The sequence below is a fragment of the Bradyrhizobium shewense genome (assembly GCF_900094605.1).
Lineage (GTDB): Bacteria > Pseudomonadota > Alphaproteobacteria > Rhizobiales > Xanthobacteraceae > Bradyrhizobium > Bradyrhizobium shewense.
In genome coordinates this window covers 346,197-362,752 of sequence record NZ_FMAI01000001.1, presented here as the reverse complement: position 1 = coordinate 362,752, position 16,556 = coordinate 346,197, and the positions used below count along the sequence as shown (strand labels likewise).

General features: G+C 62.8%; 14 protein-coding genes. 9 read left to right on the top strand and 5 right to left on the bottom strand.

What is annotated here, in order from left to right; translation table 11 throughout:
* Positions 1–33 precede the first annotated feature (33 nt).
* Entirely contained in the window at positions 34–795 is a 762-nt protein-coding gene (locus GA0061098_RS01560; protein WP_091952676.1) for an SDR family NAD(P)-dependent oxidoreductase, read from the top strand.
* A 111-nt stretch (positions 796–906) separates the two neighbouring features.
* On the opposite strand, the gene GA0061098_RS01555 is transcribed toward GA0061098_RS01560, so the two are convergent.
* A complete protein-coding gene (locus tag GA0061098_RS01555; RefSeq protein ID WP_347337516.1) occupies positions 907–1,311 on the bottom strand; it encodes a hypothetical protein in 405 nt (134 codons plus the stop codon).
* Positions 1,312–1,530: 219 nt separating this feature from the next.
* The gene (locus tag GA0061098_RS01550; RefSeq protein ID WP_091952674.1) at positions 1,531–1,776 is read right to left on the bottom strand and encodes a hypothetical protein; all 246 of its coding nucleotides are present in this window, start codon (positions 1,774–1,776) and stop codon (positions 1,531–1,533) included.
* A gap of 495 nt (positions 1,777–2,271) precedes the next feature.
* Between GA0061098_RS01550 and GA0061098_RS01545 the strand changes: the two genes are divergently transcribed.
* From GA0061098_RS01545 to GA0061098_RS44680, 6 genes are all read left to right on the top strand, one after another.
* Complete coding sequence (locus tag GA0061098_RS01545) at positions 2,272–2,952, top strand: response regulator transcription factor (protein ID WP_091952673.1); 681 nt, start codon at positions 2,272–2,274, stop codon at positions 2,950–2,952.
* A 59-nt stretch (positions 2,953–3,011) separates the two neighbouring features.
* Positions 3,012–4,436, top strand: a complete 1,425-nt coding sequence (locus GA0061098_RS01540) for a sensor histidine kinase (RefSeq protein ID WP_091952672.1) — start codon at positions 3,012–3,014, stop codon at positions 4,434–4,436.
* Between the two features lie 128 nt (positions 4,437–4,564).
* Positions 4,565–5,557, top strand: a complete 993-nt coding sequence (gene rpoH / locus GA0061098_RS01535; protein WP_091952670.1) for an RNA polymerase sigma factor RpoH — start codon at positions 4,565–4,567, stop codon at positions 5,555–5,557.
* Between the two features lie 139 nt (positions 5,558–5,696).
* The gene (locus GA0061098_RS01530; RefSeq protein ID WP_091952667.1) at positions 5,697–8,879 is read left to right on the top strand and encodes an efflux RND transporter permease subunit; all 3,183 of its coding nucleotides are present in this window, start codon (positions 5,697–5,699) and stop codon (positions 8,877–8,879) included.
* The gene (locus tag GA0061098_RS01525; RefSeq protein ID WP_091952665.1) at positions 8,876–10,147 is read left to right on the top strand and encodes an efflux RND transporter periplasmic adaptor subunit; all 1,272 of its coding nucleotides are present in this window, start codon (positions 8,876–8,878) and stop codon (positions 10,145–10,147) included. The genes GA0061098_RS01530 and GA0061098_RS01525 overlap by 4 nt, the downstream gene beginning before the upstream one ends.
* Positions 10,148–10,248: 101 nt before the next feature.
* Positions 10,249–10,857, top strand: a complete 609-nt coding sequence (locus GA0061098_RS44680) for a hypothetical protein (RefSeq protein WP_161499966.1) — start codon at positions 10,249–10,251, stop codon at positions 10,855–10,857.
* 250 nt (positions 10,858–11,107) lie between these two features.
* Here the strand turns inward: GA0061098_RS44680 and GA0061098_RS01515 are convergent, their stop codons facing one another.
* A complete protein-coding gene (locus tag GA0061098_RS01515) occupies positions 11,108–11,341 on the bottom strand; it encodes a hypothetical protein (RefSeq protein WP_038947981.1) in 234 nt (77 codons plus the stop codon).
* A gap of 198 nt (positions 11,342–11,539) precedes the next feature.
* Entirely contained in the window at positions 11,540–11,782 is a 243-nt protein-coding gene (locus GA0061098_RS01510) for a hypothetical protein (RefSeq protein WP_028142517.1), read from the bottom strand.
* Positions 11,783–12,095: 313 nt separating this feature from the next.
* Between GA0061098_RS01510 and GA0061098_RS01505 the strand changes: the two genes are divergently transcribed.
* Together GA0061098_RS01505 and GA0061098_RS01500 are read left to right on the top strand one after the other, a co-directional pair.
* Complete coding sequence (locus GA0061098_RS01505) at positions 12,096–12,377, top strand: lipase chaperone (protein ID WP_091952660.1); 282 nt, start codon at positions 12,096–12,098, stop codon at positions 12,375–12,377.
* Between the two features lie 125 nt (positions 12,378–12,502).
* Positions 12,503–13,498: a Bug family tripartite tricarboxylate transporter substrate binding protein gene (locus GA0061098_RS01500; RefSeq protein ID WP_091953882.1), complete on the top strand. Its 996-nt coding sequence runs from the start codon at positions 12,503–12,505 to the stop codon at positions 13,496–13,498.
* A gap of 45 nt (positions 13,499–13,543) precedes the next feature.
* Here the strand turns inward: GA0061098_RS01500 and GA0061098_RS01495 are convergent, their stop codons facing one another.
* Positions 13,544–16,429 (bottom strand): ATP-binding protein, encoded by a 2,886-nt coding sequence (locus GA0061098_RS01495; protein WP_129590801.1) that lies wholly within the window; start codon positions 16,427–16,429, stop codon positions 13,544–13,546.
* Between the last annotated feature and the right edge of the window lie 127 nt (positions 16,430–16,556).

The window sequence follows — 16,556 nt, the reverse complement described above, 5'->3', positions numbered from 1 at the left end:
GTGTGACACTAAAGAGAAGAAAAGGAGCCGATCATGGATCTAGGACTTTCGGGCGCCAAGGTTCTCGTCACCGGCAGTACCAAGGGGATCGGTCGCGCGATCGCCGAGACCTTTGCGGCGGAGGGCGCGAATGTCGGCATTTGTGCGCGCAATCAAGCGGATGTTAACAGCACTGTCGCAGCGCTCAAGAGCAAAGGCGTGGCCGCCTTTGGAGCCTCGGTCGACGTTGCCGATGGTGTGGCGCTCAAGGCCTGGGTGGTCGACATGGCGACCAAACTGGGCGGGATCGACGTCGTCGTGGCGAATGTGAGTGCGCTGGCTATCGGGCAGGACGATGAAAGCTGGGCGAGGGAATTTTCGACCGACATGATGGGCACGGTCCGGCTGGTCAATGCGGCCATGCCCTATCTGGAAAAGAGCGACGCCGGTGCGATCGTTGCTATATCGAGCGTTTCCGGGCGGGAGGTCGATTTCGCGGCCGGCCCCTACGGCACCTTCAAGGCCGCCATCATCCACTACACGCAAGGTCTCGCCAATCAGCTTGCACACAAGGGTATTCGCGCCAATACGGTCTCGCCGGGCAACACCTATTTCGAAGGCGGAGTCTGGAACACGATCAAGGACAACAATCCCGAGCTCTACAAGACCGCGCTTGCGCTCAATCCCACGGGCCGGATGGGGACCCCGCAGGAGATGGCCAACGCGGTCGTATTTCTCGCAAGTCGTGCCGCGAGCTTCATCACGGGAACGAACCTCGTCGTCGACGGTGCCCTGACACGCGGTGTGCAGTTCTGAGATGTCACTGCCGCGTTGATCGCGGCGGTCGTCGCATGAATGTCAGGAGGCCGTCGGCCCGGATCGGCTCAGGCCAGATCCGGACCAAAGGCAGAGGCTTGTGCTTGCAAATCAGCCGCAGCTCAGCGGCAACGGCGCGTTGGGATGCAGGTAGTACCAGTCGTAGCAGTCGGGATAGGCGCCGTAGAATCCATACGCGGACCGATAGCGACCATACTGATGTAGTGCGTGGGGACTGAAGCCTGTGCCGCGGGAGGCGATGTGATCGCCGAGACCGAGATGGCCTCCGTCGAAGCGGTGTCCGCCACCGAACGCCGCGGTCCCGCCGGGATGAAATCCTCCGCCAAACCCGCCGGCATGTGCCATGCCGCCGAAATGCGCTCCCCCGCCAAAGCCCATATGTCCGCCGCCAAAGCCGCCGCCGCCAAAACCACCGTGGCCGCCTCCGCCACCGCCGCGCGCCTCGGCCACCCCGACGGTCAACGTCGAGGCAAGTGCCGCTGTGGCTAAAATCATCAATACTCGTTTCATGGGAGCACTCCTTTTCTATCGAGGTGCTCGGCGATCCCTGCAGTTCGCTTCAGCGTCGTGGTGTCGCCAAGCTTCGTGATGAAAGGAAGATAGGAACGGCGCTCGTCAATCCCACTAAATTCGGTTTCAGGAAGGCGAGGGCCGATCGGCAAGGTGATGCGGTCGGCCGACCGAGGTGCCCGGTCGGCCGCAAAGCCGTAGCGATCAGAAGCTTCCGGTGCCCGGCTCACAAGGGACGTTGTCGCCGGTCCACGGCGCTGTCGCAAATGCGCCGACACGCGGCGCCGGAACGCAGGTGCGACCATCCCGATAGAGGGATGCGTTCGATGCGGCCGGATTGGCTTCCATGGAGGACGGTCGCACGACGGCGTGCCGTTCGCGTGCCATGACAGGTCCTCCCAGCATGGCGACTGCGATCAATCCGGTCGACAAGAGCTTGAGGGTAGACATTGTGGCTTCTCCTTTGATGACAGCAGGCAGACCAAGCCGCCTCGCGGAGGAGGTGCGAACGATCGCGGCTCAACAAAACGCACGAAATGCTCACCGGAGTTCAACGGCCCGTGATCTCTATTCGCGTGGCAGCCACGATCGTGCGAATCCGCAATGTTCGCCGCAAAATCCCATCCTTGTGCGTAACAAGGACCCATGGAGAACATATCTATGGTACATCGCGAGTCCCGGACGGAGATGGGAGATGACCACGACGACAGCACACCTTTCTGCTCACCCACCGTCGCTGGCCGCCCTCCCAGGCTTCCTGAATTGCTATTTAGTGGTGTTCCATCCTGAGCCGGACTATGTCACCGCAGGGCGAGCGGCTCATCGCATGCAGGCTCAGCGCGGCGCCTTCGGGCGCAATGGGCGTGGAATATGACGACAAGAGCCGCCGAGCCCATGCTTCGTCGCCGCAGGCCGAAGCGCCTCGCAGGAGGTGGGACCGGGACAATGACGCGGATTCTTCTGATCGAGGACGACGCCGAGACCGCCGAGTCGGTCATCGCCGAGCTTGCCGATCGTGGCTTCGAGGTTCAGTGGTCGCCCGATGGCATCGATGGTCTCGATCGGGCGCGCTCGTCATGTCCAGATGCCTTGATCGTCGATCGCATGCTGCCCGGAATGGACGGGCTGACCGTCATCGAGGCGCTGCGCAAGGACGAAGTCGGAACGCCCGTCTTGGTGCTGAGCGCTCTCGGCGCGGTCGATGACCGGGTGCGCGGCTTGCGCATGGGAGGAGACGACTATCTCACCAAGCCGTTCGCGCTCGTCGAGCTCGTCGCTCGGATAGAGGCATTGCTGCGCCGTCCGACCGACAGTCGAGAAACCACGCTGCGCGCCGGGCCGCTGGAGCTCGACCTGATCGACCGGACCGCGCGGCGCGGCGAGCGCGAGATCGATCTGCTGCCGCGAGAGTTCCGCCTGCTCGAATACATGATGCGTCGCAGCGACCAGTTGTTGACGCGCGCGATGCTGCTCGAGGAGGTTTGGAACTATAAATTCGTTCCTGCAACCACGAACCTGATCGACGTGCATATGGGCCGGCTCCGTCACAAGGTTGACGGCCCGGGGGAGGTGCAGCTCATCCATAACGTTCGGGGATCGGGATTCCTCCTGCGTGTGCGTCAATAGCCGCCGCGGCATCCCCAAATCGGGGAGCATGGTTTGCATGACTATCGAGCGTCGGATCGATGCGCCAGTTCCACTTCATTCGTTCGAACACGTTTCTCTGGGCCCTGGCGGTGGCGGCGGCCTTTGCGCTGTTCGTGGTCGGGCTGTTCGCGTTCATCTATTGGAAGATCGATGACTATCTGATCGTCCGGTCGGATCGGATGATCACGACCCAGATCGACTTCCTGGCCAGGCTGCCTTCGGCCCGCCGTGTCAACGCGATCACCGATCACCTCGAACAAGACTCCAGGGGCGTGCAGTACGCGGGACTGTTCGACGCCGCCGGAGCCCGGCTTGCCGGCAACATCGAGCGCGTGCCGCAGGAGCTCGAGCTCGACGGGGTGGTGCAGGGGGTGCGGCTCGATCGCATCACGCAATCGACTGACCACGATCCGGTTGTCAGGGCGGGGGCCAGGCGCCTGGAGGGCGGAGCCATCCTGGTCATGGGGAGAAATGTCGATGAGACGCGCGAAATATCGAGCGTCGTGGGGCAGGCTCTCGCGCTCGGCCTGCTGCCGGCGTTCTGCCTCTGCCTGCTGGCCGGAGCGGGGTTGAGCATCCGTGCCCAGAGGCGCGTGGAGGAAGTGAACCAGCGGGTCCGGCGGATCGTGGCCGGTGATCTGCGCGAGCGTTTACCACAGGACAATGTGGATGATCCGTTCGCGCGACTGGCCGGCATCGTCAATGGGATGCTCGACGAAATGGAGACGATGATCAACGCCCTGACCGGCGTCGGTAACGACATTGCTCATGATCTCAGGACACCGCTCACCCGTGCCCGGCTGGCGCTGGAGAGAGGCCGCACGCACGCGGCCACGCTGGAGCAACTCCATGAGGTCGTCGACAAGGCGGTCGCCGGGATCGATCAGTCGCTCGCAATCGTCACCGCGTTGCTGCGTCTGGCTGAGATCGAGAACAACCGCCGTATGGCCGGTTTCGGCGATGTCGCGCTCGACGAGATCCTGCGCGAGGTCTGCGACGTCTACGAGCCCATTGCCGAAGACAAGAACGTCGCGCTTGGCGTCGCTATCGATCGCGAGGTGCAGGTGTGGGGCGATCGCGATCTGCTATTCGAGGCGGTCGCCAATCTCGTGGACAATGCCGTCAAGTTCACGCCCGCGGGCGGAATGGTGAGGCTCGAGCTGGTGTCGGCCGACAAGACCGCGCTCGTGCGCGTGAGCGATACCGGACCTGGTATCAACGAGCAGGAGCGTGAGGCCGTGCTGCGACGCTTCTATCGCTCCGATAAGATGCGCCACACGCCCGGGGTTGGACTGGGACTGAGCCTGGTGGCTGCCATCGTCAAGCTTCACGGTTTCAGGCTGATCATTTGCCCGGCCCCCGGCGGGAGGGTCGAGATCCTTGTCTCGACAGGAGCAACAAGGGACCGCGCCCCAGCACCTCAATCCCGGATCGCGCGTCACGCGAGGCTTGACCGGACGTGACGTCGGCGGTGATGCCCGACTCTCGGACCGCCTGAAAACGAATTCAGGATTCTCAAGTCCAATTTAGTGGCAGCTCCGCGGGAAGGCCTCTTACGCTTACTCGCCAAGTTCGAGCGCGGGAGCAGCGGATGCAAACTCGTCACGTGATCGTGAGAAACAAGACCTCGACGTTCGGCCGAACTCCGTCGGCAAGCGCGGTCAATGCCTACGCAGCAGCCATCAGGCGATACGATCTGCTGCAGCCTGATCAAGAGCAGCGGCTGGCACGTCGTTGGCAGGAAACGCGGGATCCAGACGCCGCCAACGTGCTCGTCACCAGTCACCTCCGCCTCGCAGCCAGGTTGGCGCGAGGTTACAGGGGATATGGCCTTCCGCTGGTTGATCTCATTGCTGAGGCAAATCTCGGGCTCGTGATCGCGGCCTCACGTTTCGAGGCCGACCGCGGCGCGCGGTTTTCCAGCTATGCAGTGTGGTGGGTCAAAGCGACCATTCACGAGTACATCCTGCGGTCCTGGTCACTGGTCCGGATCGGTACAACGACGGCCCAGAGGAAGCTGTTCTTCAGGCTCCGCAGCGAGATGAGGAGAGCGACAGGCGGCGAGATGGCGGGCCTCACGCCGGAGGCGGCCAAGATGATTGCCGGGAGGCTCGACGTTGCGACGCGCGACGTGATCGAGATGGACTCCCGCTTGAACGGCGACCTCTCGCTGAATGCGCGCGTTGGAGGCGACGAGGAGGGAGCCGAGTGGCAGAGCTTGCTGGTTGACGATGCAATCGACGCCGAGACGGTCATCGCCGAGCAGGAACAGACAGAGCGTCGCACCAACGCGCTACGCCTTGCACTCGATGTCCTTACGGAGCGCGAGCGGCGCGTATTGGAGGCGAGGCGGCTGGCTGAGAACCCCCGCACACTCGAACAGCTTGGTCGTGAACTCTCCATCTCGAGCGAGCGGGTCCGGCAGATCGAGATCTGCGCATTCGCAAGGGTCAGACGGGCCGCGGTACTGGCGGCGCAGAATGCGGCGCGTGCTTTCGGATCGAGTCGACGCGTATCTCCCGCGCGGTGCGATTATTCTCGTGGCGTTCCGGAATCCACTCTGGAAGAACTCACTTCTCTCTGAGCGATCGAGAACCGGTGATGGTCGCGGCCGAGCGCAGTCGTCCCGGCAAGAGGTGCTGAATTAGTTTTCATTTGAACAGATGCCGGCTCGTAATCATCTGTTCGAAGTCAGGCGCAATTGTCTTCAGGCAGAAGTCATCATGGGAATTGTTCGCTTCGCGCTGCGGTTTCCGCATACGTTCTACGTGCTTGCGGCGCTGATCCTGTTTCTCGGCGGCATCGCGATTTGGTCAATGCCGACGGACATCTTTCCCGAGATCCGCATTCCCGTCGTCACCGTCATCTGGAGCTACACCGGCCTCTCGACCCCGGAGATGGAGCAGCGTGTCAGCACGTACAGCCAGTATTCGATCAGCGCCAATGTCAGCGGCATCAAGAACATCGAGGCGCAAACGCTCAACGGCTTGTCGGTTCAGAAGATCTACTTCCAGCCGGACGTCAATCTCGATCTCGCGATCTCGCAGATCGTCTCGGCGACGAACGCGATCCGCGCCTTGATGCCGCCGGGTATTCAGCCGCCGGTCATCGTGCAGTTCAATGCCTCGAGCGTGCCGGTGCTACAGCTCAGCCTCGAGTCCGACAAATTGAACGAACAGCAATTATACGATTTCGGCATCTACCGGATCCGCCAGCAGCTGGCTCCCGTCCCCGGGGTGACGCTGCCAACGCCTGCGGGCGGCAAGTATCGCCAGATCATGGTCGACATCGATCCGAACAAGCTGCTGTCGCGCGGATTGACGCCGCTCGACATCGTCAATGCAGTGAACACCCAGAACCTGACGCTGCCGACCGGCACGGCGAAGATTGGCGACATCCAGTACACCGTCCGGACCAATGCGACACCGGCCTCGATCAAGGATCTCAATATGATCCCGGTCAAGTTCGCGAATGGCGCCACGATCCTGCTGAAGGATGTTGCCCAGGTCCGCGACGGATCACAGGTGCAGCAGAACATCGTGCGCGAGGACGGTCATCGTTCGGTTCTGCTCAGCGTGATCAAGAACGGCAACGCTTCGACACTTGCCGTCGTCAACGGTGTCAAGCATGCCTTGAAGTCGATTCGCGCCTCGGCACCTGCCGGGCTGAAGATCAATGAGCTGTTCGATCAATCTGTCTTCGTCACTCATTCGGTCGACGGCGTGCTGCGGGAAGGCGCGATCGCGGCGGGCCTCACGGCGCTGATGATCCTGGTGTTTCTGGGATCATGGCGGTCGACGCTCGTCGTCCTGATCTCGATCCCGCTCGCGATGTTGTCTTCGCTCGTCGTTCTGCATTTTCTCGGAGAGACCCTCAACACGATGACGCTGGGGGGACTCGCGCTTGCGGTCGGCATACTGGTCGACGATTCGACGGTGACGATCGAGAACACGCATCGGCTCTGGACGGAGGAGGGGATGCCGCTGTCGGACGCAACGCTGCATGGCGCAGCCGAAATCGCGGTGCCGACGCTCGTCTCTACGCTCGCGATCAGTTGCGTGTTCACTTCGGTGGTGTTCCTGCAGGGACCGGCCAAGTACCTCTTCACGCCGCTTGGTCTGGCGGTGGTGTTCGCGATGCTAGCGTCCTACGGGCTGTCGCGAACGCTTACACCGATCACGATCGGTCTGCTGCTGAAGAGCGAGCGGCGACATTCCAAGGACGAGAGTCGGTCCGGGATTTTCGCGATGGCCTCGGCCATGTTCGAGCGTGGATTCGGGCGGTTGCGCGACGGCTATTCCGATCTGCTGATGGTTTTGCTTCGGCGCCGCGGCATCATCCCGGTGATGGCCGTGCTGATGCTGGCTCTCGGAGGCGTCATGTTCATCTACGTCGGCAGGGACTTCTATCCATTGATCGACGGCGGCCAGATCCAGCTCCATGTTCGCGCACCCGCCGGCACCCGCATCGAGCACACAGAGGCGATCTTCCAGGCGGTCGAGGACAAGATCCGCGAAGTCATTCCGGAAAAGGACCGGGCACTGATCGTCGACAATATCGGACTCCCGGCGCGTCCCTATAATCTGGCATTCACCGACGGTTCGACGATAGGGGTGAACGACGGCACCATTCTCGTATCGCTCAAGGACGGACACAGGCCGACCGCGGATTATGTCAAGAAGTTGCGCCAGGTGCTGCCATCCGCATTTCCCGAGGACCTCTTCTATTTTCAGGCGGCCGATATCGTCACGCAGATCCTGAACTTCGGCCTGCCGGCGCAGATCGACGTCCGGACGGCCGGCTACGGCGCCAACAATCTGGCGGTGGCAAAGCAGGTGCAGAAGAGCCTGGCGGCAGTTCCCGGGATCGTCGATGCGCATCTTCAGCAGGAGGTCGACGCTCCCGCATTCTACGCCGACATCGACCGCACCCGCGCTGCGCAGCTCGGGCTCAATGCCAGCACGGTTGCGACAAACATCAATGTCAGCCTCAGCTCGTCGGCCCAGGTCTCGCCGAACTTCTGGACCGATCCGACGTCAGGCATTCCATACTACCTGGCTGTGCAGACCCCCGAATACAGGGCCAATTCGCTCAATGCTCTGGGGAACACACCGGTTTCGGCCTCGCTCGCCGCGGGCGGGCAGACAGTGCCGGGCCTGCTCAGCAACGTCGCAACGTTCAAGCGGGGCACCGTGCCCACCAATTTGAACCAGGCCAATGTCCAGCCGGTGTTCGACGTCTATGCCAGCGTACAGGGCCGCGATCTCGGCAGCGTGGCGGCCGATATCGACAAGGTGACCGCGACGCTGCAGAAGCAGCTCCAGCCCGGCAATTCGATCCAGGTCCTGGGCCAGATCCAGAGCATGCATCAGTCGTTTCGCGATCTCGGGATCGGGCTGCTGTTTGCAGCCATCCTGGTCTATCTGCTGATGGTCGTGAACTACCAGAATTTCGGCGATCCCTTCGTCGTCATCCTGGCGCTGCCGGCAACCTTCTGCGGTATCGTGACGATGCTGTTCATCACGGGAACGACGTTGAACGTGCCTTCGCTGATGGGTGCGATCATGGCGGTCGGGGTTGCGTCCGCCAATTCGATCCTGCTCGTGACCTTCGCGCGTGACGAACAGCTGAAGGGGCACTCGGCCCTCCAGGCTGCGTTGAGCGCGGGTCGCACGCGAATCCGTCCGGTCCTGATGACGGCCGCCGCGATGATCGTGGGCATGATCCCGATGGCGATCGGAGGCCCGGGCGAGGAGCAAAACGCGGCGCTCGCGCGTGCTGTTATCGGTGGGCTGCTGTTTGCAACGCCGACGACATTGCTGATCGTGCCCTATCTCTTCGCCATGCTGCGCAAGCGCAACGATGGCAGGCCTCATCACGGCGTATTCGAGGAGATACCGAAATGAGCGATGTTCGCGCGCGCACCGATGATGACGACGCAAGAGGCCGGCCTGATGCAGAGAGCTGCCGGATCGTGGAATTGCCCGGGAAGGGCGGGCGGCCGCAGCGCCGCTACGGCGGCGTGTTGCTCGGAGGTGGTGTGCTCCTGCTGCTCGCAGGCGGTCTTGGTATCGGCGGCTGGCGGCACTATCAGGCCGCGCGCGACGTCGCTGCAGTGACAGAGCAGAGCAGGACCGCCGTTCCGGAGGTTCGGGTGGCCACGGTTCGCCCCAGCGGCGACATCATGAAGGTCAACTTGCCTGCGACGACGACGGCATTCGAGGCGGCAAACATCTTCGCGCGGACCAGCGGCTATATCGAGAAGCGCTACGTCGATATCGGCGATCGGGTGAAGAAGGGCGACCTTCTCGTGGAGATCACCGCGCCGGAGCTCGACCAGCAGATCGCGCAGGCCCAGGCGACGCTGGCGCAGAACCAGGCCTCGCTGCAGCAGGCGCAGGCGAGCCGGGAGCTTGCCGACGTCACCAATGCGCGGGATAGCAATTTGGTCAAGCAAGGCTGGCTGACGGCACAACAGGGTGACAACGACCGTCTCACACTGCGTGCCCAGCAGGCGGCCGTGAATGTGGCCCAATCGAACATCACGGCGCAGGAAGCGCAGATTCGCGTTCTTCAGCAGGAGAAGGCCTACCAGCGCGTGGTGGCGCCGTTCGACGGCGTGATCACGCAGCGCAATGTGGACAACGGCAGCCTGGTACAGGCCGGATCGACCTTCATGTTCACGCTGATGCACTCCAACGTGATCCGAACGCAGGTGTTCGTTCCACAGGACGAGGCCTTCGGAGTCGCGCCGGGCGTTGATGCCGAGATCCGCGTCCCCGAGATTCCGGACCGAACGTTTCCGGGCAAAGTTACGCGCATCGCAACCGCGTTGCAGCCGGGAAGCCGAACGCTGCTGACCGAGATCGACGTCCCGAATCCGGATGGAGCCTTAAGTCCTGGCATCTATTGCACGGTCGAGCTGTCGATCCCGCGCAAGACGCCATCGATGACGGTCCCGTCCGATGCGCTGGTCTTCGATCAAAACGGACTTCACGTAGTGGTGGTGCGGAATGGCACCGTTCATCTGCAGAAGGTGTCGATCGCGCGGGATTTCGGTACGTCGGTCGAAGTGCGCGACGGCGTGCAGCCTGGCGAGCAGGTCGTGCTCAATCCGGCGGTCAATCTGGCGGAGGGCAGCAAAGTCGCCATTCGCCAGCAAGACGCGAGCTAGGGGGCACGGGCATGATCCGGATCGTACCCGCCGCGCTGATTGTCCTGCAGCTAGGCTGTCTTCCGAGCGAGGCCCAGGTGGCAACGACCGGGAGCACGGCAATGAGTCTTCCAACCGTGCCGGGGGCTGTCGTCATCTCGCCGCTCAATAGCCCTGGCCCGTTTTCCGCAACGACCGAGCCCGGCGCACCCGATACGACGCTGGCGCCGGTTCCGCTCGCCTCTAATCCGACGACGCCGGGTACGGTTGTTGTCTGCGCGCCGCCGTCGAATTCTCCGACATTGGCGCCGGCGACACCGCTCGTATCGAGCACGGGCCTGCCGACGCCGGGCAGTGTGGCTCCAATACTGCCGGTCATGGGGCAGATCAGTAGCTCCACGGGCACAATTCCTGCGGCTGCGCCCGCAGGAGCGGGAACGACGGTCGCCTGCAGTTCGACGCCTGGAGGGCAGACGACGAGTGCTGCGTCTCTGCCGCTCTCGATCCCGCAAGTGCCGGCCAATCCGGTGCCTGGGACGATCCTGGAGGACACCAGCGGGGCTGGCGGCACTGGCATTGATCCAAATGCCGTCGTGCCTAGTCCGAACAGCTCCGCCTGCATGGAAGGGGTTTCGATGAACCTGGCGTCGCCTGCGACAGTGTTACCGGCCAATGCGTCGGGTGCCGCGCCAACGCCGGGAGTGTCGCCGATCCTGCCGCCGGGATGCTGACGGAAGCCCTGCCGCGTCGAATTGCTGAATAGCGGTAGGCTTCTTCCTTGAGGCCGGTCGCCGGGCGGCGGCAGCGGCGTAGCGAACAATTCGATATTTGTCGATCCCGGAAGGAAGAATGGCAGCTTCAGGGAGAGTTGCCATTCTTCCTTCCATCCGTGAGACAGAAAAGCCCGTGACCACGTGCGATCCTTTCAGCTCAGCACCGGCAGTTGCCTTGTGCCGAGGGGGCGTCGTCCAGTGCGCGCAATCAGTAGCCGGATGTCGGCTCGCAGGGCGGACGGCGCCATGGCGCGGATGCGTAGGCGCCGACGTCCGGAGCCCTCACGCAGCCGCGCTTGGCCGTGACCGGAATACGTTGCGTCGAGGCGTAGGCGTCGACATTCGTCCGCCGCGCGTTCGTATTGCCTTCGCGAGCCATCGCGGGGGAGGCAACCATGGCCGCGGCGATCAAGCCGGCGGAAAAGAGTTTCAGTGTAGTCATTGCAGGTCTCCTTGACAAAGCGACGCCGGGAACGTCTCGGCTCGCTGGCCAGACATGTGGATGCGAACGTCGGATGGGCAGTATCAATCGAACGATCATTTTCGTCTTTGCACGAAGTCATGGTCACGCATGGATTCCGAGGATTTCAGCAAAGGACTGTCGCTTCCGATCGGTCGCGCCCGAGACATCGTTCTTGTCTCATTGGCGCCAGTGGTGGTCGTGAACGTGAACCGCGCCGAACACGGGGGCGGCGCCGCCGGGACGTTCGAGCCCCATGCGTCCCGCCGGAGTCAACGCGCCGCCATTCAGCACGTCGCGATCGGGATACATCGAGGCAAAGGCAGCGGGCTCCTGGTCGGCGAAGGACCAGGCCGCGGACGCTGACGATGCCGTCGCTGTTGAGATCAGTGTCGCGGCTATCAGGATCTTGAATGCACTCATAGCGATTCTCCTTTTCTTGGTGTGTGCGGAGAGTCGCTTGGCGGGGATCGCTGCTCGGCTGGTGGCGTTTCCGGAAGTGTCTTATATACCAAGTTATATAAGCAGCGCGGTCGGCAAAGCTCGCTGGACATGCATCACTCTTGCGAGACGATGATCGAATGTCAGCGATGGCTGCGCCGTCGATGATTGCTAGTGCGCCGTCGAAACGGAGTTCTGTCACCGATGTCATAATTGATCGCGCGATCGTGCATGGTCAGTTTCCGCGCGGCGTCCAGTTCTAGATGCAAGTCATGCAACGCGTGGAGTGTGGACCATGAGACAGCTTTCGTTTCTCTGCATCGTCGCCTGCCTTGCGCTCTCAGGCGCGGCGTCCGCGCGTGGCGGCATTGGTTCGCACATGTCGATGACGAGCGGCGGGGCACTCGGCTCGAGTGCCGCTGTGCCGGGGACGAACTCGCTCGGCACGGCGCTGCCATCGTCCGAGAGCGGTAGTCGCGCGACGAAGCGGCCGTTGCTCGGCACGGACCCGACAATCGACAAGGACGACGCCCAGCTCGAGAAGATGCTCGAAGGATCGATCTGCCGCGGCTGCTGAGAACGCGAATTGCGACGCTGCGGCGCTTTGTCGCCTGCACGGTGCAGGGCAGCGATCTCCCTGCGCGGATTTTCAAGGCCCTTCATTCGTGTAAGATGACCAGCACGGTCCCGAATACACAGAAGATGTCCCTCCTTTCACGCCGAGAACTGCTCGATAGGGCGGCGCGTATCACGGCGCTGGCCGCATGGCCCGGCTGTGCTGCCGCCGACGATTATCCCTCCCGTCCCATCAAGCTGGTCATTCCCTATACGGCTGGCGCCGCTGGTGATCAGATAGGCCGTCCCTGGGCCGACAGGATGGCGTCGCTGCTGGGCCCGATCTACGTCGAGAATATCGGCGGCGCTGGCGGCGCGATCGGCTCGGCCGCGGTGGCGCAGAGCGCCCCCGACGGTTATTCGCTTCTGCTCGGCAATGGCAGCACTCAGGTGCTGATTCCGTTGTCCTCGATGCAGCCTGCCTACGACACGGTTCGTGATTTCCGTGCCATCTATCGCCTGATTACCAGCACGCTTGCATTCGCGGTTCATCCCTCCTTGCCCGTGAAGGACCTGCGGGAGCTGGTGGCCTTTGCGAGAGCCAATCCGGGCAGACTTTCCTACGGCACTCCGGGCGTTGGCACCGGCAATCATCTCGTTGGGGAGATGTTCAGGCTGCAATCCGGTCTCGCAGCAGACGTCGTCCACGTCCCCTATCGGGGCATGAGTGCCGCCACCAACGACCTGGTGAGCGGCCAGATCTCCGCCGTCATTGCCGTGGTGTCGAGCCAGATCCTGGAGTTGCACCTAGCGGGCAAGCTACGGCTGATCGCCGTGACGAGCGAACAGCGGTTGAGGGGCGCACCGGGGATTCCGACGGTCAGCGAATCCGGCATGCCGGGCCTCAGATATGCCGGTTGGTTTGGCTTGTTCGCCCCACGAGCAACCCCCGATACGATCGTGGAGCAGATCTCTACGGCAACCCGTACGGCGATGGCCGATCCGCAATTGCAGGAAAGCTATCGTTCGCAAGGTCTGGAGCCGGACATCGATTCGGGCCCCGACAAATTTCAGCGCCTCGTCGAGGACGAACTGGCCCGTCTTGCTCCCATCGTCAAGTCGATCGGGCTCAAGCGCGAGTGAGATAAGGCCAGGGCGTGTGCCACATGCGACGCCACCAGGAAGAGGTCAACTGGCTGCGAGCGATCCGGAACGGGGAGGTCCCAGTTCGGCAAGCAACTCCCTGGCAGTTTTGAGACTGCGCGTATGGAATCCCTCGGTAAACCGGTTGGAGACGGACGCAAGCGTGGCATAGGCGTCCTGGCGGCGGCCCTGCCTCTGCAATAACCTCGCAAGGCTGATTGCGGTACGCAACTCGTAACCCAGCGCTCCCTGTTGTTGCGCCACCTCAAGGGACTGTTCAAGGATCTGTTCCGCCTTCACGACGTCCGAACCGGCCTTCCGCGCCAGCGTTTCGGCTCTTACCCGCAGCATATCCGGCATTTCCATCAGGAAGTTGCAGTGCCGGGACTGAGCGATTGCCTGGTCGATCGTGTCCAGCGCTTCGTCGCCACGACCGGCGGCCGAGAGGGCTGCTGCAAGCGGCACGCAAAGGCCGGCGACCGCGCCGAAACGGTGGTACTGCAATTTCTCGACCGAGCTCCTCAGCATGGGGATCCCAGAATCGGTTGCGCCACGTGCCAGCAGCGCAATCCCCTTCATGGCTTCGCCAACGATCTGAAGGGCGAAGAGATTGTGCTGGTGAGTTTCGGCAAGCAGTCCGTCAATGAGGTGCTCGTAGCTCGCCAGCTCCTCGGCCCAGTAGAAGACATCAAACGCCCAGAGCAGTGCTCTGCAGCGCATGATGGGATGGTTCACGGTGATCAAGTCGGCGACGGCCTTTTGCACCGTTGCCATGGCCTGGTCGGGATATCCTTGAAGCCATAGGATGCGGGCCAATGTGATCTGGGCACGGCCCGGATGATCGAGCGTCAGCTCCTCGTCGACGTCCAGGCCCGAACGCGACAAGGCCGCCTCGATGTACAAGCGAGAGGCGGCGACATCGCCGAGATAGTGGCAGGAGATGCCGAGCGCCACGCGCATCCGGGCCAGCGCTGCTCGATCATTGCTCTTGAGCGCAATGGCCTCACCTCTCCGGGCGGTGCCCAATGCGTCGTCAAACTTGCCGCTGAAGAGTTGCAGCAGGTGCAGCCGATCGATCAGGCGGACCTGGCTGGGGAGGTCGCCATGTCTCTCGGCCAACTCGAGCGCCGGGCTGAGACTGGCGATGCCGAGATCGTCGAATTGCCCAGCGAGCGTCCGGGCCCATCCCAATGCGGCATGAAGCGCGAGACCGTGCTTCACGCTTCCGGCCGTTTGGTCGAGCGCGTCGATGGCCCGCGTCGCCCAGAGTTGGCACTCGGTCAGAAGCGACAGCCTGAAGAACAGCGGGATCGACGCCGTGGCGAGAGCGATGCCGATTTCACGGTCGCCTTGAGCCGAGAAACACCAGGCCAGCGCGCTTCGTATGTTACCGAATTGATCGGCCACGGCCGAGAAATCCCTCTCGCCCAGCTTTTCGAGCAGAGCGAGAAAGTAGCAGGCGTGGCGTCGAGCCATCGCCTCGACGTCGGCGCTGGCAGCCAGTTTATCCCGTGCGTAGGCCCGGGTCGTGTCCGGAAGCCGGTATCGCGTCGATTGCGGACCTGTGTTCGATGCAAGGATCGACTTGGCGACGAGGCTGTCGATGATCGCCAGGACCGTGTTGTCGTCTTCCTCGAACCCAGCGGTCGACCGGGCGGCGTCCAGGGTAAAGCCGCCGACGAAGACGGAAAGCCTGCCGAGAATGACGCGTTCGGTTTCGGACAGAAGATTGTAGCTCCATTCGATCGTTGCGCGCAGCGTCCGGTGCCGGGGCAGTACGGTGCGCCGTCCCTCCCACAACAGATTGAACTGATTGTCGAGAAGCTGGACCATGGCTCCGGCGCCGTAGGTGCCCACGTGACCGGCGGTGAGTTCGATCGCAAGCGGGATGCCGTCGAGCCGGCGGCAGAGGTTGCCGACGTCGGACGCGTTAGCATCCGTCAAGGCAAACTCGCCGCCGGCTGCAGTCGCGCGCTCCACGAAAAGCTCGACGGCGGGATAGGCGCGTGCACTCGCCGCGGTCAGAATGGCTTTCTCGGGCGGGCTCGCGATGGGCGACAGGCGGTATGTGTGTTCGCCTTCGACGCGCAGGAGCTCCCGGCTGGTGGCCACGATGTGCAAATCCGGCGCTTCCTTGTAGAGCCGTTCGGCCAATGACGCCGCCGCCTCGATGACATGCTCGCAGCAATCCAGGATGACCAGCATGCGCTTGTCACGCAGGAAGGCGACGAGGCTGCTGGCGGCATCGTTAGGCCCCGCCGCCAGCCCAAGCGAAGACGCCGCGATGGCCGGTACGAGAGCGGCATCGCTGGTCTCGCCGAAGCTGACGAAGTAGACCTGACCGGCGAATTCCGCGAGCAGCGCGTGGCCCGTGGAAACCACGACCGTCGTCTTGCCGATGCCGCCAGGGCCGACGACCGTGACAAAACGCTGGGCCTTGAGTCTGTCCGATATGTCCTGGACGCTCTGCTCGCGCCCCACAAACTGCCGCGGATGGATCGGCAAATTGTGGGAGTAATTGGATCGAGCGGGCGCGGGTTTTTGCTGGTCCGGGCTCGAGAGCGAACCAACAAAACAGTAACCCTGTCCCGAAATCGTGGTCAGATATTTGGCGCCGGCATGGCCGTCTCCGAGCGCCTTGCGGAGTGCTGCGATATAAACACGCAAGCTGTTCTCGTCGACACCGCCGTCCGGCCAGGTCTTCGCTATCAAATCGCTCTTGCGGACCACATTGCCGGCTTGCCGGATCAGCGCGAGCAAGATGTCAAATGCGCGGGCCGACAGCTGGATCGGGCTGCCGTCTCGTTCGATCCGCCTCTGCAGGGCGTCGAGGCGAAACGGCCCGAAAACGAAGGTATTCCGGACGGAGCTCTCTTGGATCGCAGCGCCGGCAGGGATTGTCGTGTTCTTGGTTCGCCAACAGGAGGCCATTTTGGGGATATTGACCCGACAAAGCACTCGTCACGTTCTATGACTGGGAAGTGCACCAAGCTGTGTGAACCCGGTCGCGCCCGCGAACGTAGCATCCGTCTGTATCCCGGTAAAGGATCGCCAGCGC

What these genes read in the sequence shown, in the direction of transcription:
- GA0061098_RS01545 (WP_091952673.1), top strand. Translation starts at nt 2,272, where the DNA reads ATGACGCGGATTCTTCTGATCGAGGACGACGCCGAGACCGCCGAGTCG.
- GA0061098_RS01560 (WP_091952676.1), top strand. Translation starts at nt 34, where the DNA reads ATGGATCTAGGACTTTCGGGCGCCAAGGTTCTCGTCACCGGCAGTACC.
- GA0061098_RS01525 (WP_091952665.1), top strand. Translation starts at nt 8,876, where the DNA reads ATGAGCGATGTTCGCGCGCGCACCGATGATGACGACGCAAGAGGCCGG.
- GA0061098_RS01510 (WP_028142517.1), bottom strand. Translation starts at nt 11,782, where the DNA reads ATGAGTGCATTCAAGATCCTGATAGCCGCGACACTGATCTCAACAGCG.
- GA0061098_RS44680 (WP_161499966.1), top strand. Translation starts at nt 10,249, where the DNA reads ATGAGTCTTCCAACCGTGCCGGGGGCTGTCGTCATCTCGCCGCTCAAT.
- rpoH (WP_091952670.1), top strand. Translation starts at nt 4,565, where the DNA reads ATGCAAACTCGTCACGTGATCGTGAGAAACAAGACCTCGACGTTCGGC.
- GA0061098_RS01515 (WP_038947981.1), bottom strand. Translation starts at nt 11,341, where the DNA reads ATGACTACACTGAAACTCTTTTCCGCCGGCTTGATCGCCGCGGCCATG.
- GA0061098_RS01530 (WP_091952667.1), top strand. Translation starts at nt 5,697, where the DNA reads ATGGGAATTGTTCGCTTCGCGCTGCGGTTTCCGCATACGTTCTACGTG.
- GA0061098_RS01540 (WP_091952672.1), top strand. Translation starts at nt 3,012, where the DNA reads ATGCGCCAGTTCCACTTCATTCGTTCGAACACGTTTCTCTGGGCCCTG.
- GA0061098_RS01495 (WP_129590801.1), bottom strand. Translation starts at nt 16,429, where the DNA reads ATGGCCTCCTGTTGGCGAACCAAGAACACGACAATCCCTGCCGGCGCT.
- GA0061098_RS01550 (WP_091952674.1), bottom strand. Translation starts at nt 1,776, where the DNA reads ATGTCTACCCTCAAGCTCTTGTCGACCGGATTGATCGCAGTCGCCATG.
- GA0061098_RS01555 (WP_347337516.1), bottom strand. Translation starts at nt 1,311, where the DNA reads ATGATTTTAGCCACAGCGGCACTTGCCTCGACGTTGACCGTCGGGGTG.
- GA0061098_RS01505 (WP_091952660.1), top strand. Translation starts at nt 12,096, where the DNA reads ATGAGACAGCTTTCGTTTCTCTGCATCGTCGCCTGCCTTGCGCTCTCA.
- GA0061098_RS01500 (WP_091953882.1), top strand. Translation starts at nt 12,503, where the DNA reads ATGTCCCTCCTTTCACGCCGAGAACTGCTCGATAGGGCGGCGCGTATC.